The 24,092-nt window shown below is 52.6% G+C and carries 16 protein-coding genes; 9 read left to right on the forward strand and 7 right to left on the reverse strand.

The features are described 5' to 3' along the window. Window positions 1-56: 56 nt before the first annotated feature. The 7 genes from rpsT (at window position 57) to STSP2_RS02590 (ending at window position 11,030) form a co-directional block, all read left to right on the forward strand. Complete coding sequence (gene rpsT / locus STSP2_RS02555; protein ID WP_146659579.1) at window positions 57-323, forward strand: 30S ribosomal protein S20; 267 nt, start codon at window positions 57-59, stop codon at window positions 321-323. Window positions 324-409: 86 nt separating this feature from the next. After that, window positions 410-2,635 carry a ribonuclease R gene (rnr, locus tag STSP2_RS02560; RefSeq protein WP_146659581.1) on the forward strand — a complete coding sequence of 742 codons (2,226 nt, stop codon included), beginning with the start codon at window positions 410-412 and terminating at the stop codon, window positions 2,633-2,635. A 230-nt stretch (window positions 2,636-2,865) separates the two neighbouring features. Then, window positions 2,866-3,420, forward strand: a complete 555-nt coding sequence (efp, locus tag STSP2_RS02565; RefSeq protein WP_146659583.1) for an elongation factor P — start codon at window positions 2,866-2,868, stop codon at window positions 3,418-3,420. A gap of 407 nt (window positions 3,421-3,827) precedes the next feature. After that, window positions 3,828-7,505: a preprotein translocase subunit SecA gene (gene secA, locus STSP2_RS17450; protein ID WP_146659587.1), complete on the forward strand. Its 3,678-nt coding sequence runs from the start codon at window positions 3,828-3,830 to the stop codon at window positions 7,503-7,505. Between the two features lie 255 nt (window positions 7,506-7,760). After that, entirely contained in the window at window positions 7,761-8,210 is a 450-nt protein-coding gene (locus tag STSP2_RS02580) for a Fur family transcriptional regulator (RefSeq protein WP_205847969.1), read from the forward strand. Between the two features lie 984 nt (window positions 8,211-9,194). Further along, entirely contained in the window at window positions 9,195-10,499 is a 1,305-nt protein-coding gene (locus STSP2_RS02585; RefSeq protein WP_146659589.1) for a porin, read from the forward strand. A gap of 24 nt (window positions 10,500-10,523) precedes the next feature. After that, complete coding sequence (locus tag STSP2_RS02590; protein WP_146659591.1) at window positions 10,524-11,030, forward strand: FMN-binding protein; 507 nt, start codon at window positions 10,524-10,526, stop codon at window positions 11,028-11,030. Here the strand turns inward: STSP2_RS02590 and STSP2_RS02595 are convergent. Further along, window positions 11,027-11,371, reverse strand: a complete 345-nt coding sequence (locus STSP2_RS02595; protein WP_146659592.1) for a restriction system modified-DNA reader domain-containing protein — start codon at window positions 11,369-11,371, stop codon at window positions 11,027-11,029. The genes STSP2_RS02590 and STSP2_RS02595 overlap by 4 nt on opposite strands. Before the next feature lie 524 nt (window positions 11,372-11,895). On the opposite strand from STSP2_RS02595, the gene STSP2_RS02600 reads away from it, so the two are divergent. Continuing rightward, the gene (locus STSP2_RS02600; protein WP_146659594.1) at window positions 11,896-12,534 is read left to right on the forward strand and encodes a PEP-CTERM sorting domain-containing protein; all 639 of its coding nucleotides are present in this window, start codon (window positions 11,896-11,898) and stop codon (window positions 12,532-12,534) included. Window positions 12,535-12,673: 139 nt separating this feature from the next. On the opposite strand, the gene STSP2_RS02605 is transcribed toward STSP2_RS02600, so the two are convergent. The 5 genes from STSP2_RS02605 to STSP2_RS02625 all read right to left on the reverse strand — a co-directional run bounded on the left by STSP2_RS02605 (window position 12,674) and on the right by STSP2_RS02625 (window position 18,987). Continuing rightward, the gene (locus STSP2_RS02605) at window positions 12,674-15,796 is read right to left on the reverse strand and encodes a malectin domain-containing carbohydrate-binding protein (RefSeq protein ID WP_169852925.1); all 3,123 of its coding nucleotides are present in this window, start codon (window positions 15,794-15,796) and stop codon (window positions 12,674-12,676) included. A gap of 193 nt (window positions 15,797-15,989) precedes the next feature. Continuing rightward, a complete protein-coding gene (locus STSP2_RS02610) occupies window positions 15,990-16,202 on the reverse strand; it encodes a hypothetical protein (protein WP_146659598.1) in 213 nt (70 codons plus the stop codon). Between the two features lie 16 nt (window positions 16,203-16,218). Then, complete coding sequence (locus STSP2_RS02615; RefSeq protein WP_146659599.1) at window positions 16,219-16,797, reverse strand: hypothetical protein; 579 nt, start codon at window positions 16,795-16,797, stop codon at window positions 16,219-16,221. 9 nt (window positions 16,798-16,806) lie between these two features. Next, window positions 16,807-18,015 (reverse strand): tyrosine--tRNA ligase, encoded by a 1,209-nt coding sequence (gene tyrS / locus STSP2_RS02620; protein ID WP_146659601.1) that lies wholly within the window; start codon window positions 18,013-18,015, stop codon window positions 16,807-16,809. A gap of 216 nt (window positions 18,016-18,231) precedes the next feature. Continuing rightward, entirely contained in the window at window positions 18,232-18,987 is a 756-nt protein-coding gene (locus STSP2_RS02625; RefSeq protein WP_146659603.1) for a hypothetical protein, read from the reverse strand. A gap of 208 nt (window positions 18,988-19,195) precedes the next feature. Here STSP2_RS02625 and STSP2_RS02630 point away from each other — a divergent pair, with 208 nt between their 5' ends. Next, entirely contained in the window at window positions 19,196-23,185 is a 3,990-nt protein-coding gene (locus tag STSP2_RS02630; protein WP_146659605.1) for a GLUG motif-containing protein, read from the forward strand. Between the two features lie 147 nt (window positions 23,186-23,332). Here the strand turns inward: STSP2_RS02630 and STSP2_RS02635 are convergent, their stop codons facing one another. Further along, entirely contained in the window at window positions 23,333-23,875 is a 543-nt protein-coding gene (locus tag STSP2_RS02635; RefSeq protein ID WP_146659607.1) for a GNAT family N-acetyltransferase, read from the reverse strand. Between the last annotated feature and the right edge of the window lie 217 nt (window positions 23,876-24,092).

Genomic DNA, 24,092 nt, shown 5'->3' on the forward strand with positions numbered 1-24,092 from the left:
GAGACAACCTCTCAGTGAAATGAGTATATATAGTTGGAACGTTTTAGGAGTTAACAGTGGCGCATTCTTTATCGGCCAAAAAAAGAGTCAGGCAGAACGCTAAGAGAAACGCGAGAAATCGCGGTCGCAAGGGAGCCTTGAGAAAGCAGATCAAGACATTCGAGGTACTTGTTAAGGAAGGCGATGCCGCAAAGGCACAAGAGCAGTATAAACTTGTGGAAAAGCTGCTGGACAAGCTGTCCTGCACTCCCACACTGCACAAGAACACGGCTTCAAGGATGAAGAGTCGTCTTGCCAAGCAGCTCAACACGCTTGCGAGTTAACCCTTAGCGGGGTTTTGTAGAAATTGGAGGCGTCTGGCCGATTATACGGTTAGGCGCCTTTTTTTATTCAATTTTAGGTATATTGTATGATAGAAGCACTTAAAAAGCAGATCCTTAAATATATGAGCCGGCGTGACTATGTGCCGACGCCTCCGGACAAGATGCGCAAGGCGATGTCTGTGCCGGAGAATCTGGAATATGAGTTTGAGGATGCTTTCAAGGAGCTTCGTGAATCCGGCAAACTGGTGGTGGGCAGCGGCAATGTCGCGCGTCTGCCTGCGATGGGCGGCAGGGTGAAGGGAACTTTTCAGGCGAATCCGAAGGGGTTCGGGTTCGTGATACCGGACGAGGCGAATCGGTATGGCGATCTGTTCATTCCGACTGAGAACCGTGCGAACGCGATGTCGGGCGATAAAGTGATCGCAAAGCCTATGAAGCGAGGCAGGAGGCAGGGCGAGATACGGTATGCGGGCATTATCGTGAAGGTGCTCGAACGCGGGACCAAGCGGGTCGTGGGTAATTTGCGGAAGGTGGGAGATGAGTGGCAGGTGATGCCGGACGGGTCGGATTATGTCGATCCGGTGATAATTGACGATGTGGGGGCGAAGAATGCGCGTGAGAACGACAAGGTCGTCGTGGATATTATCGTGTATCCGACGTTTACAGAGCTTGCGCGGGGTGCGATCGTGGAGGTGCTGGGACGTGCGGGACAGTATGACGCGGAGATAAAGGCGACGATAGAGCAGTATGACCTGCCGGAGGAATTTACCGAGGAGCATCTGGACCAGGCCCGGGATGCGGCGGCGAAGTTTGCCGAGACCGCGGACGGGGGGCGTGAGGATATTACGGATACTGTGCTGGTGACGATCGATCCGCCTGATGCGCGGGATTTTGACGATGCGATCAGCCTGAAGCGATTGGGCGACGAAACGTGGGTGCTGGGGATACATATTGCGGACGTGAGCACGTTCGTGGGGATGGATTCACCGCTGGATGTTGAGGCGAAGGAGCGGGGAAACAGCGTTTATCTGCCGGGGAAGGTAATCCCGATGCTTCCTGAGATACTCAGTAACGGGATATGTTCGCTGCAGCCGGGGCAGAAGAGGTACGCGAAGAGCGTGTATGTTACGTATGACCGGGACGGCAATGTTCAGGGGCGGGAATTTGCGAACAGCCTGATCGAAAGCAGCGAGAGGCTGACATATGAGCAGGCTGACAAGATAATCAAGGGCGATACATGCGGATTCTCGGCGGAGGTCGTTGCGCTGGTGAAGGATATGGAGGTGCTGGCGCGGGCGATCGAGGCAAGGCGGAAAAAGGCGGGCATGCTGCATCTGGATCTGCCGGAGACGGAGCTGGAACTGAACGAGGAGGGGCAGGTGGTGGACGCTCATCCGGCGGACGACAGCTACCCGCATACGATAATCGAGATGTTCATGGTGGAGGCGAACGAGGCGGTGGCGTCGCTGCTGGACCGGTTCGATGTGCCTTTTATCAGGCGTATTCACCCGGATCCGGAGCCGGCGAAGGCAAAAGAGCTGTCGCGGTTCGTGAAGATATGCGGCTTCAAACTGCCGAAAAAGCTGGATCGATCGGAGATGCAGGACCTGCTGGAGGCAGTGAAGGGGACAAGTTACGAGTTTGCGATTAATATGCATGTGCTGCGGAGTCTGCAGAAGGCGGAGTATTCGCCGCTGCATATTGGGCATTTTGCGTTGGCGTCGAAGCATTACTGCCATTTTACGAGCCCGATCAGGCGGTATGCGGATCTGACGGTGCATCGGCTGCTGCAGTGTTATCTGGAGAACCGGCTGAATCAGATCGGGCTGGAAGAAGTTCTGCCGCCGGGCGAACTTACGGAACTCGGCAGTCATATAAGCTTTACGGAGCAGCAGGCTGCGAGAGCTGAGGACGACTTGAAGACTGTGCTGATCCTGGAGATGCTCAGCAGTCGGCTCGGCGATGAGATCGACGGGGTGGTGAGCGGTCTGACCGGGTTCGGGATATTCGTGCAGTGCCAGAAATACGGGGTCGAGGGACTGGTGGATTTCGGTGATCTGGGGATGGATTACTGGAAATTCGATCAGAAGAACCAGGCAGTTGTGGGCAAGCATACCGGCAAGGCCGTGCGGGTTGGTGATTCGATGCGTGCGAAGATCGTGGCTGTGGATGTGCCTGCGAGGAGGCTCACGCTGGCGCCGGTGAAGATGCTGGTAACGGAAAGGCCGAAGCAGAAGTTCAGTAATGGCGGTAAAAAGGGCAGAAAAGGGCGCCGAAAGGGGCGACGCAAGAAGAGCAAGGGTCGGCGGTAGAAGTGCGCTATAAAGGTCGAATTCTTGTGATGGATGGTTTGTCGGGGAGTTCGTTTCTTGACAATGGGGTGTCGGTTTGACATACTTGCGGCGTTAAGTAGATGCTATATCAGGGATTTAGCCGATTTTTGTTATGTCGCTTGGGATGGCGGCGGGACTGGCTGGCGTGTGCCTGGTAGAGGAAATAGAAAGCAGTGTTTTTAATATTTGTATGTATCGGAGTATAACCCATGAAAGCATCTGACATGAAAAAGGGTCAGACCGTCACGGTGGATGACAAGCTGTATGTCGTCGTGGATTATCAACACGTCAAGCTCGGCAAGGGCGGGGCGGTTTATCAGACGAAGCTCAAGGGTCTGGAAGACGGCGGGACCCGGAATATCCGTCTGCGGGCCGACGAGAATGTCGAAGAGGCTTATCTCGACAAGAGGAATTATGAGTATCTGTATTCGTCGGCTGATGAGCATGTGCTGATGGACACGGAGAATTTCGAGCAGATCATGCTGGATGATGACGCGTTCGGTGACGGGCCGAAATATCTAAAGCCCAATGAGCAGCTCAAGGTGAGCATGTATGAGGGTCGGCCGGTGGTTGTCGAGCTGCCGAACACGGTTGATCTGGAAGTTACCGAGACCGCGCCGGAGATCAAGGGTGCGACGGCGACGAATCAGTACAAGCCTGCGACGGTCGAGACCGGTTACGAGCTGCAGGTTCCGCCTTTTATCAAGGTGGGCGATGTGGTTCGTGTCGACACCCGCAGCGGTGAGTACGTTACGCGGGTTTAGGACGTGATGCTCTTTGTGATAATTTAATATTGCTCTGCGATTGGACGGTTTGCGGCTGGCGTATAAACAAGGAGTCGCTTCGCGAGGTTTTTTTTAAGCTGGATCCCGGATCGAAGTCCGGGATGACAACTTTGGGTGCCGCTCGTGTTTTGTTGGCTGCATGCGTTTGGTAGATGAGCTGTTGTTTTTGCTTGCGGGTGCGGTTGGCGTTTCGTTCACTGGATCCCAATTTGAGATGACAGAGGTGCGCTGGATGTTTTGGGCGTTCATGCGTGCTCGTCGTGTTCTCTGGGTCCGCCTGAGGCGGATGACAATGCGGTGCGGTTACCGATGTTTGTGCGATGGTTGGTTGCGGGGTATTTTGATTTCGATTTTGAAAATTGGTTTAGATACGGTGCTTGAATACGATGCCTATTGCTAAGATAAGTTCTGCTTTACAGAAGATATTCGGTTCACGGAATGAGCGCGTGCTTAAGAGGCATTGGCGTCTGGCTGAGCGGGTCAAGGAGCTGGAGCCGCAGTTTCAGCAAATGAGCGACGGTGAGCTCAGTGCGCAGACGCAGAAGTTCAAGGACCGGCTTGCGGCGGGTGAGCGGACTGAGGAGATATTGCCGGAGGCGTTCGCGACGATACGTGAGACGTCGGACCGGCATCTTGGGTTTCGCAATGCGCTGCTGGATCAGTACGAGTTTGACGCGTCGAAGCTGGACGGGCATACGCGGAAGATATATGACGAGCTGAAGGCGAAGGTAGACGAAGGTGCGGATGTGCATGATCTGGATGTGCCGGTGGAGTTCAACGCGGTGATCCGGGAGCTGTATCCGGAGTCTCGGCCGCCGTTTCGGTTCAGGCATTTCGATGTGCAGGTGATCGGCGGACATGTTCTGTACGAGGGTTCGATCGCTGAGATGGCGACGGGTGAGGGTAAGACGCTGGTGGCAACTCTGGCGGCTTACGTTGTGCATCTGACGGGACAAAAGGTTCACGTGATCACGGTTAACGATTATCTTGCGAAACGTGATGCGGACTGGATGCGTCCGGTGTTTGCGGCGATGGGTCTGACCGTCGGTGCGATACAGGGGGATATGGATACGTCGGGGGCGGCAAGGCGCGAGCAGTACGAATGTGACATTACATACGGAACGAACAACGAGTTCGGATTCGATTATCTGCGCGACAATATGAAGACATCGCTGGATCGGATGGCGCAGGGGCCGTTGGAGTATTCACTGATCGATGAGGTGGACTCGATCCTGATCGACGAGGCGAGGACGCCTTTGATCATTTCCGGGCCGGCGGTTGACGATGTGAATCGGTATCGCAAGGCGGACAGTGTGGCGCGGGAGCTTATGCGTCTGCAGAGCGGGCGTATGAATCTCAAGTCGCGAGCCGATGCGGCGGAGCGGAAGCTGGCGAATGCCCAGGGTGAATATTCCGAGGCGAAAAAGGCCAAGGATGATGCGCGAATGCAGAAGGCGCAGAAGGTGGTCGACGAGACCCAAGAAGAGATCCAGCAACTCGAGGCGCAGGTCGAGCAGACGACGGAATACTTTGAGATCGAGTATGATCGCAAGGCTGTGCATCTGACGCATGACGGAATCAGTGCGGCGCAGGACATTGCGGGGGTCGGCTCGTTCTATACTGGTTCGAATATCGAATGGCCTCACATGCTGGAGCAGTCGCTGCGGGCGCATGTGGTGTTCGAGCGCGAGAAGGATTACGTTGTCAAGGACAACAAGGTCGTGATCGTAGACGAGTTCACGGGGCGGCTTATGGAAGGTCGGCAGTGGTCGGACGGATTGCACCAGGCGGTCGAGGCGAAGGAAGGCGTGAAGATCAAGGAGGAGAGTCAGACGCTGGCGACTATCACGCTGCAGAACTTTTTCAAGTTGTATGATCAGATCGCGGGCATGACGGGTACGGCTATAACTGAGGCTGGGGAGTTTCTGAGTATTTACGGGTTGGACGTGGTTGTGATACCGACGAATCGGCCCCTAGTTCGTGATGACCGGCAAGATCTGATCTACAAGTCGATGGCGGAGAAGTTCAACGCGATCGTCGATGAGATATACGAGGTGAGCAGTGCGGGTCGGCCTGTGCTGGTTGGTACGATCAGTATCGAGAAGAGTGAGGCGATATCGCGGGCACTGACGAAGAAGTACAATGTCGATCACGAGGTGCTTAACGCCAAGCAGCATGCTCGTGAGGCTGTGATCGTAGAGAAGGCCGGCTGTCAGCATAAAAGGCGTGACGGCAAGGCGGTTGGTAACGTGACGATCGCGACGAACATGGCGGGGCGTGGTACGGATATTAAGCTTGGGCCGGGCGTGGCGGAGATCGGCGGGCTGCATATTGTCGGTACCGAACGGCACGAGGCGAGACGGATCGACAATCAGCTTCGCGGTCGTGCGGGTCGGCAGGGCGACAAGGGTTCGAGTCAGTTTTTCCTGTGCTTTGATGACGATCTGATGCGGCTGTTCGCGCCGGAGTGGACGGTCAAGGCGCTGGCGTGGATCGGCTGGGAAGAAGGGCAGCCGATCTATCACGGCAGGATCAGCAAGGGGATCGAGAAGGCGCAAAAGAAGGTTGAGGAGCGGAACTTCGAACAGCGTAAGAGTCTGCTGGATTATGACGAGGTCATGGACTATCAGCGGAAGATCTTTTATAAGCGGCGCAGGCAGCTTCTGAGGGGCGAGGGGCTCAAGTCACTGATAATGGAGATGATCGAAAGGCAGATCGACACGGGCAGCGCGAATATGCTCAGCGAGGAGTATCGCTGGAACTGCGCGGTCGAGTGGGCGCGGTCGCAGTTCGGTGTTGATCTTGCGGTGCGGGATATCGAAGGCAGTAAACCTGAGGAGATCGAAGAGGTTATCAAAGAGCTTGCCAAGAAGAACGTTGCGAATGAGATTTCGCTTTCGCTTGGTGAATACCTGGAGGACTATTCTGACAAGGCGACGTGGAAGGTTGATTCGCTTTGCAAGTGGGCGATGAGCAAGTTCGATGCGAATCTGTCCGCGAACAAGCTGCGGGACATGGAGGTGGAAGATATCGAGCGGTCTGTTATCGATGCGGCGTGTGCGCAGGTCGAGAACCAGGATTATTCGCAACTCGGTGAGTTTCTCGAAGAGGGATTCGGCGTGCGGCTGTTTGCGCAGTGGGTCGGTTCCAAGTTCGATATCAAGGTTGATGTGGAAGAGCTTGAAGGGCTCAAGGCGGACGAGGTGAAGGCCAAGCTCAACGAACGTGTTGCGGAGAAGTATGAGCAGCGTGAGATCGAATACCCGGTCGAGTTTGCGATGAATATGGTGTTTGGCGGGGCGGAGGTGAATATCTACGGCTTCGAGAAGCTGGCTGAGTGGGCTAACAAGCGGTATGGCTGTGAGCTGGAAGCGGAGAAACTCGGTGAGATGAAGCCGAAGGAAATTTACGAGATGCTGGTCGAATACAGCGATTCATATCATAAGGGTCGGCTCGAAGAAGAGATCAATGGTAAAATAGACGGCGGCGCGGATGCGTCGGAAGTTGCGGCCTGGGCGAAGGAACGGTTCGATGCTGATGTCGATGTCGACGAGCAGACGAGTATAGAGGCGATTCGCGAGAAGGTGCTGGAGGCTGGTCGCGGGTTCCTGCGTAAAGAGCTGACGGATCTGGAGAAGTATGTGCTGCTGCAGATCTATGACGGGACGTGGAAGGATCATCTGTATTCGATGGACCATCTCAAGGAGAGCATCTTCCTGCGTGCGTTTGCGGAGAAGGACCCGAAGATCGAGTACAAGCGTGAAGGTTTCCGGATGTTCAACGAGATGCTGGAGCAGATCGAGGACAAGGTGACGGATGTGATCTTGAAGGTGCGGCTGACGCCGAAGACACAGCAGCGTCGGTCCGTATGGAACGTGAGCAATACGAGCCACGACTCGGTCGGGCAGTTCTCTATGGCACAGAAGCAGAGGGCGGCAGCTCAGGCACCGCAGGGCGAGGTGAAGGTCAAGACGATCGTAACAGATGAGCGGAAGGTTGGCAGGAACGAGCCGTGTCCGTGCGGCAGCGGAAAGAAGTATAAGAAGTGCTGCGGGCGTGGGTAGCAGTTTTAACCGGGAGAAAAACAGTTCTGAAAATCGTATCAAAATATATTTCCTGAAAAATGCTTGACTTGGGAGTGGAGAATTAGTAAGTTGCTGCTAATGATAATCGTTATCAATAAGCAGGTTCACTGCTGAATTTCTGTTTTCAGGCGAGTTTGCTTGTTCTGATCGAAGCGTAGAGTCTCGATCAGGGTTCTCGCTCAAAACCGAAATTGTCTTGATGTTATTTATACTTACTTTGGATGAGGAATTTTTGTGGGCCGATTGCTTGAGGAATCGAAAGTACGGTTTGATGAATATCTTAGAGATAAGAACCTGCGGCGTTCTGCTCGGCGGGATAAGGTTGTCGATGCGTTTTTGCGGACTGAGCGGCATTTGAGTATACAGGAACTGTATGATCTGGTTCGCAAGAAAGACAAGGACATCGGATATGCGACGGTTGCTCGGGCAGTGGGACTCATGACCGAGGCCGGGCTTTGCAGGGAGGTCGATTTTGGTGAGGGACTGACGCGGTATGAGCATGAGTATGGGCATGAGCATCATGATCATCTTGTTTGTACGGGCTGCGGAGCCTTTGTAGAAATATACAGCCCTAAGCTGGAGCGGCTGCAGGCTAAGCTGGTGGAAGAGCATGGTTATGTGGAAGAGTCGCATAAGCTGAATATTTTCGGGATATGTCCGAAATGTCAGAAAAAGCAGAAGTAGGGCAAGGCTAGGAAAAAGAAGAGCAAGAAGCGCAAACGGTGAATGACTGTAAGATTTTGATGCGGCAATCTGCGCATTTCTTTTTAGCTGACGTAATGATAATGATTATCAAGATCGATGCATTGTGAGTCTTGAAGGTTTTTGTGTGTATTAAATTTTGCCGATGTAGATTTTGAAAATTGCGGCATTGCCTGGGGTTCAGGGTGATATTATGTCGGCAGGGTCGCGAGGCGATTGTTTATCGATTTCGCCAGGGTTGATATGCGAATTATATATGATAGTTAGGGCCGCTTCATGGTCCCTTATGTATGCCTGACGGAGTATTATGCTGTAGCAGTATAGTTGCAATTTTAGCCACTGCTAATCTAGCGATCAGTTTATTTTTGGTGGTCTCGGCGTTGCCGTGCAAGGAGTTCAATGCATGTATTTGAGATATTGTCCTGGTTCAATATGTAGGCATAAGAACCAATGAAAATGATAATCATAGTCATTATGTTGCAGTCCTGCTGATAGCAACTCCGTGATGGACATAAAACGCTGTGCCAGTGTGCCGGGCATGGAAAACGCGGGTTGAAAAGATGTTTAGGGCGGCTTTAGAATTCATTCTTTGAGTTTATATAAATTACACCGGCATGAAATTTAATAGCCAGATGATAATGATATCCATAATCGCGCAGCGGATTTTAACAGGCTTATGATTTAGAAGCTGTATGTTTTTTTGCTGTAGCGGGAAGCTTTCAGCAATAATTTGTCGCAGATTGTTGTTTTGCTTTTATTTAGATAATGATAATGATAATCAAAATCGTTCCACGTTGTGCTTTGCCTACTGAGAAAAATAGGGTTTTATGATGAACCTGATTTGATGAAGTGATTTTGAAGATGATTCGTGTTGTTGACGTTTTAGTTGTTTAGAGCGTTTTCTTTGTGAGTGATAATTTTAGCTTTTGTGTTTTATTGTTTTGTATTTTGTGAAAGGATTTCAGGATGGTGTGTTTTGTTAACAAGTTGTATTTAGTTGCAGTTACTGGGCTGGTATTATTTGCCGGCGGAGTTTCGGCGGAGCAGGGTGACAGTGATATTTCGGCGAAGCTGGAGCGTATGGAGGCCGAGATAGCTGAGCTCAAGTCGCGTCTGGCACAAAAGGATGAGAGCGATGCTGAGCAGGAATCCGATATTTCGCTGCTTTCGCAGAAGCTGGATGAAGTCAGTGCGGGCGATGCTCCGTTCTATGGTTCGGCTTTCGAGAACTGGAGTTTTGGTGGATATGGTGATGTACATGCCAACTTCAATGAGGGTGACGGAAGTGATCAGTTTGACTTTCATCGGCTGGTGCTGTACCTGGGATATGATTTCTCGGACTGGATCAAGTTTCATTCCGAGTGGGAGCTGGAGCATGCGTACGTGTCGGATGACAGCGGCGGTGAATTTCTGATCGAGCAGGCGTATTTCGATTTTCTTCTTTCGAATGAGTTCAACGTGCGTGCAGGTCGTGTGCTGACCCCATTGGGTATTCTTAACAAATGGCACGAGCCTACGCTGTTCAACGGTGTAGAACGACCCTCGTTTGCAAAGTATATAATCCCGACGACCTGGAGCAGTGACGGTATCGGTGCGTTCGGTCGACTGAGTCCGGAGTGGAGCTACGAGGCGTATGTAGTTGGCGGACTTGACGGATCGAAGTTTGATGACGTGAAAGGTATCCGCGGCGGCAGGATCAAGGAGCGGCCCAGTCTTCACGAGCCTGCATTTACGGGTCGGGTTGACTATCGGCCTGTGGCAGGTTTCGGCGGTGGCGATCTGCGGCTTGGTGTGAGCGGATATGCCGGCGGTTTGGATAACGGCAACAAGGGCAGTAATCCGGGGATCGACGGCGACATACGGATCGCTTCTGCTGATTTCGAGTGGTCGGTCAGCAAGTTCGATTTCACCGGTGCCGTTGCTCACACGTCGATCGACGGGGCACGTGAGATCGGTAATGGTACCGCTGAGGAGATGTTCGGCTGGTATCTCGAGGCAGGTTACCATATTTGGCCTGAGCATTGGAAGAAGGGTAAGTTCGCAAAGACCGACATGATCGTTTTTGCGCGATATGATGATTATGATACTCAATATCAGATGCCGTTCGGTGTGGCTGCGAATCCTGCAGGTGACAGGAACGAGATTACGCTTGGTGTTTCGTGGAAGTTGACGCCTGATTTCGTGGTCAAGGCTGATTATCAGATCCGCGAGGATGATTCAGATGAGGATCTGAATGACGGTATCAACCTGGGCATCGGGTTCACGTTCTAGAATGGTTCTGTAAAGGAAGATGATATGCGTTCAACTGAGCTGCTTTTGCTGGCAGTCGCCGTGTCGGCCACCGTGTTGGTGGCCGGCTGCGGCGGTAACGAGAGTTTAGATGGATCAGTAGTGTCGATGGAAGGTCTGACCGCTGAGCCGGTCGAGCTGGAGGGGGCCGTCGGCCGAGGGCGGACCAGGATCGAAGAGCTTGTGCGACTGCGTGACGAAGCGGGAAAGATCAAGGGCTACGCTGCTGTGGCGGTTGTGCGGTCAAAGTCGGGCAGGTTCCCGATACGAGTGCGCCTGGATGAAAGCGGGTGCGTGGAGTCGGCTGAGGTCCTGAGCTATCCATACGACCGGGGCAGCGGGGTTATACTGCCAACGTTTACGGGCCAGTTCGAGGGCCGGTGCTCGCCTGAGCAGCTTACCATGGGCCAGGAAATTCAGGCTGTCACGGGTGCGACGGTATCGTGTGGCGCGATGGCAGAGGGTGTGATAGATGTGATGTCGATGGTGCGAAAAATCAAATCCCAACGCTAACGTTCTTCTTCGGCTTGTTGTTCCTTTACTCGTAGGTACTCCTCGCGCACTTGAGCCATTGAACAACCATCTTTTGTTTTCCAAGCATCCCAGCCATTAGTTGTTGTTCTTTCACTGCCCGCGTCTTGAATACAAGCGATAGCTGCATATGAAAGGCTGGAGAAGTTTTGACCCAAGGTGGTGATGCTGCCGTCTTCCAGGACTATGGCTTTGTAAGTCTTTCGCTCCATGCCGCGTGGAGCATATCTGAAATACAATTTTTGTCTAACTTGCAGTAAGTCGGCATCGATCAGATCAGATACTGAGACGTCATAAGTCTTAATGCCTGACCTTTTTTCCATGCGCTCTTCAGCCGTATCTAATGCGGGTCTAAATTCTTCGGGAATTTCATAGGCAATTATCTGCGGGTCACAAAATGGAAGCGTTTTGGTACTTAGGATAGGCGCAAAAAGAAAACATCGAGCTGCTTATCGCGGCTCGATGTTTTCCGGAGGGGAGAAAACTGTATTCATTTGTAGTATCGGCGGAGGGGGTTTGAAAACTTTATAAAAATTTGTGCGTCCGATAAAAAATTCTGAGAAATGTGCCGAGCATGGGGGGCGAGCCCGTCTGGGATGTTTGTGCGGGATCGATTATGGGCCTTGAAACACATTTTGAGTGGATTTGGGGCGGTATGTTGGTGCTGCCTGGGCAGAGATTGGCAATTTTTATGCAAAAACAAGAAAATAAGGGCAGATAGGATTGACTACTAGGTAGTAGTTTTGGTATAATAAGCCTAGCGAAAATGACATGCGGCCCGGTCCCGGCGGTTTGTGTGGATCGGCGGATACGGGTTGCGATTTGAAATTGGAAAAGGAGGTGCAAGATGAGAACGACAGCAGTGGTTCTGGCGCTTCTGATGATGATGACGGGGGCAACTTCGCAGGCGGGTGTGATCGAGTATCAGCACATGGGTAAAAGTAGCGATGTCATTATGCATTTTGCCGCAGGCGTTTACGACGGTGAGACGATCCCGGTCGGCGAGATAATCGTTAATCTGGACGGGGTGCCGACTTCGGTATTCTGTGTCGATGCGACCGGCGATATGCTCGGTTCGGCGTTCAATACTAGTACGGTGACTCCAGGGGCTTTCGCGGGAGCGGCAGGTGAAAAGGCAGCATATCTGCTGGACAAGCATTTCACGAACGGCATCAGTGACGTCGACGCGGCTGGGTTGCAGATAGCGATCTGGGAAGTGCTTCACGAGAGCAGCAATACGCTAGAGGTTGATTACAATTCAGCGTCAGCGGGTGATTTCAGCATAGAGAACGTTGGTAGCGATGATGTGATCGCTTCGGCAGATGCATACCTGGCGGACTTGGTGAATTTCGCCCCGGTGAGCGGTGTCGAGGTGCAGAAGGTTGAAGAAGGATCGGATAGACAGGACGTTATGCTGGTTCCCGAGCCGATGTCGGTAGCGCTGCTTGGTATCGGCGGTTTGTGGCTGGGGAGACGCCGGTCCTAACGACAAAATGGAGAGTGTGAATGCACGGCCTGAAGTGCCCTTAAGCGGGCAGAAGTCTTGGGCCGTGCTTTTTTTATGCGCGCGTTGCGAGTCGGTGGTTTTTCTCAGACGAATATATTTTGATTTGTTGGGCGTTCTTTTATTCGAGAACAACCACGGATTGATCGATCGCGGGAGCGGTTGCAGGGAAACGCACATTTTCGCCGGATCCGAATTCCGCATCGATGTGGTATTCGAAATCTTTATCCATGGTAGGGAACTTCGCTTTGTATACGCCGCGGGCGACATGAGTGAGCGGCAGGGTGTTGTAGTCTGACGCGCCTAGCGGGCGCCAGCGGACGGTTGGATTTTGCGGTTTGTCTTTTGCGAGGATGATGACCTTGAGTTCGAAACGTTCATTCGCGTTTATGTTTGAGCGCAGGGCGGGGACGAAGATTCTCGGCGAGCCCTGGTACTTGCCTGTAATGTTGGCGGTTTCGGGCAGCGGTCGGCCGAGGAGCTTTTCGAGTTTTTCGTCGTGCAGGTTCACGAAGTTCAGGTTTCGGCTGTTGTGCTGTTCGAGGTTCGCTATCGTGCCGAGTTCGCCGGGCGTGTATGTTGCGGCGAGCTGGTAGGTCATCATTTGTTCCCAGAGGCGCGCGAGTTTAATGCGGATGGGGAGGACGCGTTGGGCGGCTAGGGTTTTCTGTTCAGTTTTATCGTTTTCGTTTGCGGCTGAGTTTACAGCTTTGTCAAGTTCTCCGCGGGTGCAGCTCAGTTCACCCATGGCGCGAAGGTACTTGAAACTGTTGAGCCAGTAGTCGAAGCGGGCGAGATTGCCCTTGCCTTTTATGCGGGTTCGCAGGTCGGACATTTTGTCGACGAATGCATAATCTTTTTGGGCTTCGGACCAGGGAGTCTGGTCGACGCGGATGCCGCCGGGGCCAGCGATCCAGACGTTGGTGAGCGGAATATTTCGCGGCCAGGCAGATGGAAACGAGTACGCTTCAAGCGGACCGCCCGAGTCGAGTTCGGTAAAGATGGCGGCGAGTTCCCGGGCGGCTTCTGGGCCGAATTCAGATTTACACCAGTCGCGGTAGAAGTCTTCGCAGGGCAGGTCGCGTGCGGTGAGCGGTCCCGCGGAGGGATTGCGTATCTTGCCTAGGTCGGCCTGATAGTCCTGCCATTTGCCGTTGCCGCAATTGATCTTGCGGGTGTAAGCCTTGCCCTCGATCTGATTGAGGTCGGCTGTTTTGCCTTCGATGACGATGCCTGCGATGAATGGGAATTCGACGACGGGATCGAAGGTGATGTCGAGAATGCCGTTGGTTACTTTGACATCTGAGACGACGAGATCATATGTGCCCAGATGGCCGGCCTTTTTGAATACGTCGAGATTTTCGGCGACTTTTTCGCCCATCACGCTGACGTTAAAAACGCGTTTACCGGGCTCGCGGTAGTGCACTTCGCAGAACTTGAGAGTGACGTTGTACTTGCCGTTGGGGACGAGCAGGCGGTAGTAGCTGAGATTGTAACGGCACGTCTGGTAGACAGGATCCGCGTCGGTGCCGGTTATCTCGTTCGGGGCGTAGTTGGCGGCCTGGCCTCCGGAGTGGCCTTCTTTGAGCTCGATCTTTTCGGTTGGGACGACAGGTTCTTCTTCGGGTAGCCAGTCCTGCCGCCAGCCTGCGTCGGCCAGGGTTGTGAAATTCGGGGAGAGTATGCGGGTGCGCCAGTGGATGCCCATGAGTCCGGTGCAGCCGTAATCGCGTGCGTCGGCAGCGTCGCGGCGGAGGCGCCCGACCCAGAGCTGCGGGCTGAGCATCGCGGTGTCGTCTTCGAGCCAGGGGATGGCCCATTTGGGACGGTTTTCAATTTTTGCAAAGCCGTCATTGAGGCGGGATGCTCCGAGCCAGCTCGTGATGGAGCTTATTGGGACATCTTTTGCGAGCGACCTGTCGAAGAGCGTGGGGTTTTGGGCGGGGCCCATTGCCCAGCCGCAGGTTGCGAAATTAAAAGGCTCGTCGAGCTTTTTGATCGCTTTGCTCATCATGCCGAATTCGCTGATCGTTTTGTCCACGACAGGTTGGTCGACGGGGTTGAGCCAGCCTTCGGAGGTCCATGCCCAGTAGTAGTCGAGCGGGTGGGCATGGCTGATGCGCGTCATCATGCCTTCGTAGATCTTTCGCATTGTCGCGGGTGCGTCGGGGTCCATGCCTTTTTGCCGCAGACGTTCTTTGAGTTTGTCGGGGATGTGCAGAGGCGTTTCGGTGCCGATAGCGGTTTTGACGCCTAGCTGCTGAGCGTAGCTGAAGACGTCGTCGAACATTTTTCCGGTGCGGTTGAAAACTTCGTTCGATGTTTCGGGTGTGAGGTTGCGGTATACGTGGCCGGCCATGCAGTCGGGGCCGAAGTTGTCCGTTTCGAAGAGTCGGCTCGTGCCGGCGGAGAAATCGGATGTCTGCGCTGCGGAGTAACCCCACCAGCGTTTTGGAGAGCCGGAGTCTTCGCCGTAGCCGTTGAGGCGTTCGGTCGTGTGGTACGAGGCGGGGTAGGAGGCGCGGACTGTGCCGTCGGGGTTGACGTCTTCGGGCAGGCCCATCCAGACGGTGGGTTCGGGACCCCAGGGGACATTTGGATAGCAGTGCAGGCCGATGAAATTCATTTTCATTTTGACCATCTGGCTGATGTAGAATTTGTAGTCGTCGGCGTTCCACCAGTCAGGGCCTTCGGGGAAGTCGTGGAAGGGAAGGATGCCGCGCAATTCGAAAAGGGGGCTCGCTGTTTTGTCTATGTCGGGCAGGTAGAAATCGATTTTCTCATCGGGGATCGTGTCGCCGTGGATGTTGAATCTGACGCCGAAGTGTTCGATGAAGTTGTATGCGCCGTAAAGTGCTCCGAGGGGGTCGCCGCCGCAGATAAGGACGATCTTTCGGTCGTCGGCGGTCAGTGTTTTTATGGCATAATCCTGGGGTTTTAGTTTGGCTGCCTTGTCGAATGAAATCTTGTCTAGCAGGTTGCTGTCTTTTGTTGCGATGACGATCAGGTCGTTGTCACCGGGGATGGATTTGACGGTTTTGAGTTTTAGCAGTTCGTCGGTGCGCAGGTAGATATATCGTCTGATCTCTTTAGCGGCGAGTTGCTGTTTAAGGTCTGCTCCGGAAGGGTAGCATATTAAGGCGGGGCCGGTTTTAGCGGGCTTGTCATCGGCAACGGCTGAGGTGAGGATAGATAGAATGCAAAACAGTATCAGCAGCGATTTGGCTGTTGTTCGTCCGGTCATAACACAACTCCACTCGATTTCATAAGGAAGTATCGGATCGGGCAAATCGTTCCTGGGATATCCGCTATTCGGATGGATCAGGTGCCAATATACTGCCCGCTTACGCCTGCAGCAATTATACGGAAGTATGCGCTGCATGTCCAGCGTTGAAGCTGATATGATAAGAACAGGTTTTGTGCCAGGGAAGATCTGATCAGTTTTTACGAAGCCACTGTGTGCGGAAGTGGTTGCGGAGCTTATCGGTGAAGTTCAGGCCCATCTTGCGGGTAGAGGTGCGGAAGTCGGCTTTTTGCAGGTCACTTTGTGTGGGTTTGGGTTTGCGGGTGAACAAAGGGCCTAGCAGGCCGATCAAGCCGCCAAGTAGCAGGCCTTTTTTCGTTCGATTTTTGCTGCTGTAGATCTTCATGCGATCCGCTTTCGAACTATCTCTGTACTGCCTCACCTGTTTTGGCGAACAGTTCTTCGGCTGGTCTGTCCTGGCGGTCTGGTGCGTGGAGCTGGGTGCTTTCGATGATCTGCGGTCCGCGGCTGCGGTATTCGATCAGTGCGCTGACGCCGCCGGTGACCTGGCCGGTGGTTCTGTAGTCGCAGTCGATCAGCCAGGAACTGAATTCGTCGTTGTGCTCGGCTGGGAAGATCAGGGCCGTGACGTATGTCTGTGCGTCGAGTTTTGCAAGCTGCACAACCGCTCTTGCGGGGGCCGGGTGCGTTTGCGTGTCTTCAATGAGCCGGTCGTACTGTTTGCGGGCGATCTTCTCGTTGTGAGCGTAGAAGAACATCCCCATTTCCAGGTGGAACGTCTCGGCTGGGACGCCTTTGAGCTCCATTTGGCCGTCGGGATATGCCCTGCGTATCTTGTAGACCTTGACGTTTGCGTACTGTTCGCTTTCGAGTATCTGCGCGACTTCGTCGGCGGTATAGCCGATGGACGAGTGGTCGCCGTAGTCGATTATGTACAGGCCTTTATATTTTGTCGGGTTTTCGACATGAGCGAGTTTCATCGTAACCTCTTAATTGACAACAAGTTTTGCAAATTTACGTTTTCCGACCCTGACTATCATATCGTCAGTGGGGGTGACCGGATACTGGGGGTCGGTGATCTTTTCGCCGTCGATGCTGACGGCTGACTGTTTTATCATACGTTTGGCCTCGCCGCCGCTGTTCACAAGATTGCAGTGCTGAAGCAATTTTGCCAGAGTAATTTCGTCGGCAGGGGTGCGGACCTGGGGCATATCGTCCGGGACCTGCTTCTGGGCGAAGAGCTTTTCAAATGCTTCGGCGGCCTTGGTCGCTTCTTCGGCGTCGTAGAACTGCTCAACGATGGCCTTTCCGAGCAGGACCTTGGCTTCCTTAGGATGTGTCTTTGCAGGGTCGGTTAGCTCGGCTATTTTGTCTTTTGGTACATCGGTCAGCAGGGTGAAGTAGTTTTCCATGAGGTCGTCGCCGATCGACATGACCTTGCCGAACATGTCGGCCGGTGCGTCGGTTACTCCGATGTAGTTGCCCTTGGATTTGCTCATTTTCTGAACGCCGTCGAGACCCACCAGGATCGGCATGGTGATGACGATCTGGGGCGGCTGGCCGTCATTTCGCTGAAGGGTTCGGCCGACGAGGTTGTTGAACGTCTGGTCGGTGCCGCCGAGCTCGACATCGGATTTGATGGCGACGGAGTCCTGGCCCTGCATGAGCGGGTAGAGGAACTCATGTATGCCGATTGCGTCGCCTTTTTTGTAGCGGATGTCAAATGTGTCGCGTTCGAGCATGCGGGCTACTGTCATCGAGGCGGTGAGTTTTATCACGTCTGCCAGTGCCAGGTCGGCGAGCCATTCGCTGTTGTAGCGGATCTCGCACTTATCGGGGCTGGTGTCGAGGATGCGGCCCGCCTGGTCGAAGTATGTCTGGGCGTTGGATTTGATCTCTTCGCCTGTGAGCATCGGGCGCGTTGTGTTCTGGCCGGTTGGGTCGCCTATACGCGCGGTGTAGTCGCCGATAATGAGTACGGCTTTGTGGCCTAAGTCCTGGAACTGGCGTAGTTTACGGAGCACGACGGTGTGGCCGAGGTGGATGTCCGGGGCGGTCGGGTCCATGCCGAGCTTTATCCGGAGCTGTTTGCCCTCTTTGGCGGCCTCGGTGAGGCGCTGGGCCAGTTCGGATTCGCGGTAAATTTCCACCGTGCCGCGTTTGAGCAGCTCTATCTGTTGTGCGATCGGGTCTTGCATTGTTTCCTCTTACCTGCTTATTGACGTAAGGTTGTGATTATAAAGAAGTTGGCATTATAACGAAGGCAGGGTGCGGGGGCAAGCGATAAGAGGAGTTAATGCGGTTGGAAATTCAGCCAGCGGTGAGGCCGAAAAGGTGGTTTGTCAGTGGATGGCGGGAGCCTTGTGTGACTCCCGCCGTTCGGGTGATGGTGGTTGTGGTTTGTTTGTTTGGGTTTAGAACAGCGTTGCGGATCTCCACCAGTCGTGGTATTTGTCGCGGAACTGTTCTTCTGTTGGGAACGGGTAGAAGAGCATGTTCTGCTGATCGCCCAGGTAGAAGCCGGAGGCGACCATGCGGTAGGGCACGTGCTGGGGAAAGATGCGGTCGACGGTCTTGGTGTTTTTGTCTTTGCCCAGGTTTGCGAGGCAGTCGCGCAGATGTTCTATGTTTTTGTACGGCAGGTCGCGGACCGAGCCGTTGCAGTCTTCGGCGAGGTCACCAAGACGCAGGTCGACGAAGCATATCTTCGGGACCGAGAAGCCTGTGGAGGGGTCGGTGATGAATTTGCGGAAGTCCGGCGGATGCAGGTTGCTGGCGATCAGCGGATGGACCGGCGCGAGCTCCTGGTAAAGATGGTATTTCGCGTCGAATGAAGGGACGGAAGCTTGGGGGAGTTTGAGGACTCGGCCGTCATTTGTCACGAGGTAGATGTCCTTGACCGCGTCGAGCGGGATGTGTTCGAGGACGCGGTAGATCGAGACGTATACCGAGTGCTTGGGCTCGCCGTTGTCGTGGGGCTTGCACTTTTCGCGGGCGGCGTCGAGGTCGAAGTAGTCGCTTTTAAAGTCCTTGTCGAGCTCGAAGAAGATGGCGTGTTCCTTGGAGCGTTTCTGCGTGCCCACGGCCAGATACGTGCCGAATTCCTCCGGCCCCAGCATGCTCATCACGAGTGATTCGGGTATGACCGAAAGGTAAAGGTAAGTGTCCATGATCCCTCCCATCAATTGGAAACCTCTTTTGGTTTTTCGCGAAGCCGACCGTACCGCGGCAGCCTCAAATGCCTCTATTGTTCCAGTATCGCACACTTTCGGCCGACGGCAAGGTTAAAAATCTGCGGAATTCACGGAAACTTTTTTGAGGATTTCACGGCAGACAGGTTGGTGATAAAGCTGTTCCTGGAAGCTGAGCGGATAAAACATGGCAAAAACGAACGATTTTCTTGTTTTTGATAAGGCAATTCGGTATAATCCGTACGTGTTTATTCATGTTTTCGTATTTGCGGAGTTTTTACCTGTTCGGAGGAAGTTATCGATGCAGCTAATTGCCAAATTTCTAGTTGTCGCAGTAGTCTTTACAACTTCAGTTAACGCTTTCCCCGCCTTGCCCGGCAGCGGAACGGCGGCCGACCCCTGGCGGATAGAGTCGCGGGCGGATTTCGACGAGTTCGCGGCAGATAGCAGCTATTGGGCAGGACATACGCGACTTGAGACGGATATTGATCTGGCGGGGACGGTTTATACGCAGGCGGTTATTGCGCCGGATGACGGGCAGCTTGACGATCAGTTTGGTGCTATTGCTTTTACCGGTAATTTCAATGGTGCTAACCATACCATTGAGAATCTAAACCTTGGTGCTGCTCACTGGGACTACGTTGGTCTGTTCGGAAAGATTGAGGGAGCAGATGCAGAGATCAAGAATATCAATTTACAAGGATGCAATGTCAGCGGCTACGAAGTTGTAGGAGCATTGTGTGCTTCAAATGACGGTGGCACTATCAGCTATTGCCGGGTAGATGTAGACATTCGCCAAGCTCATAAGCCTGTTGGCGGCTTGTGTGGCAAGAATAGTGGGCTGATCATTGGCTGCAAAGTACAAGGCAGTGTAAGTTCATATACTGAAGATGTGGCGGGTGTCTGTGGACGCAATTACGGTTCGATCAGGATGTGTTTGTCAACGGTAAGCGTCAGCGGAGAAAATTCAGTCGGTGGTATCTGCGGTTCAAATTATGGCGAGATACAGACGTGTTATTCGTCAGGCGATATAGAGGGTTATTCATTCATTGGCGGTTTGTGCGGTTCAAACAGTGGAACAATAACCGACTGTTACTCTTCGGGGCATGTTGAATCAGCATATGAAAAAGATGGTGGTCTTTGCGGTTATAACTTTGTCGAAAAAAATATCGTTGCCAGCTTTTGGGATGTGGAAACTTCGGGCCTGGTAAATAGTTTCGGCGGCAAAGGCCTGAGTACGCAGGAAATGAAATCGCTTTATAATTTTCAAAATGCGGGGTGGTCGGATTCAGGGTGGGTCATGAGTGATGGAGAGGATTACCCTCGACTTGTCTGGGAAAGTCGGGGTTATCCAGCAGTTCCAGAAGCTGTAATACCTCTGGCTGGTTCGGGGACTTCGGAAGATCCGTACCAGATCTGCGGGCCTTCAGATTTAGCCTGCTTAAGTACCTACGCAGTTGTTTTAAATTCACACATTCAACTGATGTCTGATATTGACATGCAGGGAGTTCCTTTAAGGCCCATTGGCGAGCTTGGTACATTTAGCGGTGTTTTTGATGGTAATGGCCATAATCTAATGAATGTGACCATTGAGCAGGTTGGTAAGAATTCAGTAGGATTATTCGACGATATTGGGCCGGAAGGGCAAGTAAAGGAGGTGACTGTCGAGAATGCCACAATAACCGGCAACAATAACTGTGGTGTCATATGTGGGGCAAACAGAGGCTTGGTAAGAAACTGCGTCACCAGTGGAACTGTGACGGGAAATGATAACGTTGGAGGACTTTGTGGCAACGCTTACGATGGTACGATCAGTGATTGTAGCTCTACCGGCGAAATAAATGGCGGAATTTCGGTGGGCGGCTTGTGTGGAAATACTACCGCTGAAATTGTTAACTGCTATGCGGAAGGTCATGTAAACGGCAGTAAATTAGTCGGAGGATTTTGTGGGTGCAATTATGGGACAATAAGAAGCTCGCATTCAAATTCTACCGTCACAGGTAATGAGAATGTGGGTGGTTTTTGCGGATTAACTAGTGGTTTTGATTCGGTGAGGGACTGCTACGCAAACGGTTTGGTTACAGGTAACCGCGATGTAGCTGGTTTTTCTGCCTCCTCGGGATACATCTATAATAGCTACTCTACATGTGAGGTGACAGGGGCCGAACTGGTTTATGGATTTTGTGACGGGAGCAGAATAAACACTCAGGATTGTTTCTGGGACATTGAGAGTTCAGGGGTCGAGGATACGAATGGTGGTGGACAGGGTTTGACCACGGCAGATTTGCAAAACCGGTCAACATTTGAGAATGCGGGTTGGACGTTTTGCAACCTACAAAAAGGTGCACCAGGCTGGTTCATACCCAAAAATGGCTACCCAATACATAATTGGGAGGTGCCAGATACAACCCAGGTTCCGGTGAATGACGGGACGTGGTCCGAAGTACAGAATCGATTGTCTGATGCGGGATTTAGTGTCGAAACAGTATATGTGGATAGCAAAACTGTGCCTGAGGGGCAGATGACCGGGTTATCGGTACTTGGGGGAGGATATATAGAAGCTTCAATGCCAATAAAGATATATATTTCAAAAGGCAATAATGGGGATGGTACCGTAGATGCTCCATATGGTATAGCATGCCAAGCGGACTTGGAAGCGGTCAATAATGATATGACAGCCAATTATAGAATGGTCTCTGATATTTTCATGAATTATGAAACCCTGTACACATCGGCTGTCATTGCGGCTGATGCGGATGGATGTACCGAACAGTTTGACGGGGAGGCATTTACGGGTTCTTTTGATGGGAATGGTTATTCGGTTTACTTCCTGAAAATTTCAGAAGAATCAAATTATCTTGGCTTGTTCGGATTCATAGCTTTGTCCGGCCGAGTAGATAACCTCGGTATTGATTACGCACTTATTGGGGGCAAGCACGAAGGGACCTTTATTGGGGGCTTATGCGGGTTGAATGAAGGCACGGTAAGCAATTGTCATTCTAGCGGTAAAGTATGGATTGGCGTTACTTTGGGTGGGCTTTGCGGAATAAATAAAGGTCTTATCGAGAAAAGTAGTTCCACTGCGAGAGTAATCACATCTGATCCGCGTAACGGCGGGTTGTGTGGACTGAACGAGGGTACTATAAACAACTGTTTTGCTACTGGTGCAGTTGATGGTTACAGTTTTACAGGAGGCCTTTGCGGACTCAATAAGGGAACCATTACTAAAAGCTATACATCTGGTTTAGTGGAGAACACCCTGAGAGGTCCTTATATCGGTGGGTTCTGCGGACATAATAGCTCTGATGGCAATATTGCAGACTGTTACGCCACAGGTTCCGTGATTACATTTTATGATCATACAGGCGGTTTTTGCGGAAGGAATCAGGGACTTATCAAGTGGTCCTTTGCTAATGTAAATGTATCTGGGCGCTCAAAAGTGGGGGGATTTTGCGGGTCAAACAGCAATAGTGAAATAAGAAACTGCTATGCAACAGGCCTTGTTACAGGTGACAAATACGTCGGCGGTTTTTGCGGCTATAATTTAAATGACGCCAGTATTGCAGCAAGCTATTTTGATGGTGAAGTCTCAGCAGATTACGATTATGCTGGTGGGTTTTGTGCACTAAACCTGTCAGATATTAATAACTGTTATGCCAGTGGATCAGTTTCTGGGGAAGATTTAGTTGGGGGTTTCTGTGCACTTAATGATGGCGGGAATATCTCAAAATCTTATTCGGCTTGTAGTTTGACCGGAGATCGCAAGGGAGGTTTCTGCGTAGGCAATCTCGGTACGACATTCGCTAATTTCTGGAACGTTGAGATGGTGGACTCAGCTTTTAGTATTGGTGGGATCGGTTTAACTACTGCCGAGATGCAGACGCGGTCTACTTTTACGGATGCTGGCTGGGATTTTGTTGGGGAGAATGCCAATGGGACGGCGGACGTCTGGCGGATGTGTGTTGACGGGGTGGATTATCCGCGGTTGTGGTGGGAGTTTGCTGCTGGGGATTTTGCCTGCCCGGACGGTGTGAGTTTCAGTGACTATGCCCTGCTAGCGGATACGTGGCTGCTGTCGGAAGGTCAGCCGGGCTTTGACAGCAGGAGCGATCTCGATGCGGACGGCACGGTAGGTCTTGGCGATCTGACCGTGTTTGTGGAGAACTGGCTTGAATAGTTTTTCGATCGGCGGCAACTGATCTTGCGTGCGGCAATTTGCAGTAATATAGAAACGGCTGCGGTTCCTTTTGGTGGGATACTGCAGCCGTTTTTTGTTTTAGATTTGAAGAGCCGCCCGGGTTTGGTTCGGGTCGGGCTGTAAAAGCTACCAGCGGTCGCCCTGGAGGTTTACGTCGCCGGGCGGGAATTCTTTTGACTTGAGGGGGTAGAACATGCGGTGGCGTTCTGTTGGGACCTCGAGTTCTTCGCCCTGGTGGATGTGCATGAATTTGCGTGGGGAAATTTCGATCCAGCCGGTGCGTTCGTAGACTTTTTTGATGGGGGTGATCACGAAGAGCATGCCGAAGTCGAAGCCGAGCCTGTCTGCCTCTTCCATCGCTACTCGCATGACCCTGTCGGAATAGCCCTTGCCGCGGTGTGCGGGGGCCACGTAGACATTGCCGATGCCCGCGACGTTGACCGGTGCTCCGCCGACGTCGATGGTGCGGTCCATGACCTGGACGTGTGCGACGGGGTCGCCGTCAATTTCGAGCACGACGGTGTAAAAGGGCACGTTCCGGCGGAGTGTGCGGGAGCGGAGGAAGTCGTCGTGACGGTGCGGGAAGGCATCGGCGAGATACTGGCGGATGCGGGCGTCGATGTCGGCCGGCATATCGTTTTCGCGGTAAATGTTTATTTCTTCGGTCATTTTCGGTTCTCCAACCTCAGTTTGCAAAGCTTTTGCGTTCTATTGATCCAGTAAAACATACAAATCAATCGACAGAACGCAAATATAATTACGAAAAATCGGGATTGGTAGTTCGCCGCAGGTGAGAAGATATGTCCTGGAACCAGAAAACATGGCAAAAACGAACGATTTTCTTGTTTTTGTTGAGGCAATTCGGTATAATCCGTACGTGTTTATT

The organism is Anaerohalosphaera lusitana (assembly GCF_002007645.1).
Classification (GTDB): domain Bacteria; phylum Planctomycetota; class Phycisphaerae; order Sedimentisphaerales; family Anaerohalosphaeraceae; genus Anaerohalosphaera; species Anaerohalosphaera lusitana.

Excerpts from the sequence above, each read along its gene's own strand:
- STSP2_RS02630 (WP_146659605.1), top strand. The coding sequence starts at position 19,196 with ATGGCAAAAACGAACGATTTTCTTGTTTTTGATAAGGCAATTCGGTAT.
- STSP2_RS02595 (WP_146659592.1), bottom strand. The coding sequence starts at position 11,371 with ATGGAAAAAAGGTCAGGCATTAAGACTTATGACGTCTCAGTATCTGAT.
- tyrS (WP_146659601.1), bottom strand. The coding sequence starts at position 18,015 with ATGCAAGACCCGATCGCACAACAGATAGAGCTGCTCAAACGCGGCACG.
- secA (WP_146659587.1), top strand. The coding sequence starts at position 3,828 with ATGCCTATTGCTAAGATAAGTTCTGCTTTACAGAAGATATTCGGTTCA.
- STSP2_RS02625 (WP_146659603.1), bottom strand. The coding sequence starts at position 18,987 with ATGGACACTTACCTTTACCTTTCGGTCATACCCGAATCACTCGTGATG.
- STSP2_RS02600 (WP_146659594.1), top strand. The coding sequence starts at position 11,896 with ATGAGAACGACAGCAGTGGTTCTGGCGCTTCTGATGATGATGACGGGG.
- STSP2_RS02610 (WP_146659598.1), bottom strand. The coding sequence starts at position 16,202 with ATGAAGATCTACAGCAGCAAAAATCGAACGAAAAAAGGCCTGCTACTT.
- STSP2_RS02615 (WP_146659599.1), bottom strand. The coding sequence starts at position 16,797 with ATGAAACTCGCTCATGTCGAAAACCCGACAAAATATAAAGGCCTGTAC.
- efp (WP_146659583.1), top strand. The coding sequence starts at position 2,866 with ATGAAAGCATCTGACATGAAAAAGGGTCAGACCGTCACGGTGGATGAC.
- STSP2_RS02590 (WP_146659591.1), top strand. The coding sequence starts at position 10,524 with ATGCGTTCAACTGAGCTGCTTTTGCTGGCAGTCGCCGTGTCGGCCACC.
- rnr (WP_146659581.1), top strand. The coding sequence starts at position 410 with ATGATAGAAGCACTTAAAAAGCAGATCCTTAAATATATGAGCCGGCGT.
- STSP2_RS02635 (WP_146659607.1), bottom strand. The coding sequence starts at position 23,875 with ATGACCGAAGAAATAAACATTTACCGCGAAAACGATATGCCGGCCGAC.
- STSP2_RS02605 (WP_169852925.1), bottom strand. The coding sequence starts at position 15,796 with ATGACCGGACGAACAACAGCCAAATCGCTGCTGATACTGTTTTGCATT.
- STSP2_RS02585 (WP_146659589.1), top strand. The coding sequence starts at position 9,195 with ATGGTGTGTTTTGTTAACAAGTTGTATTTAGTTGCAGTTACTGGGCTG.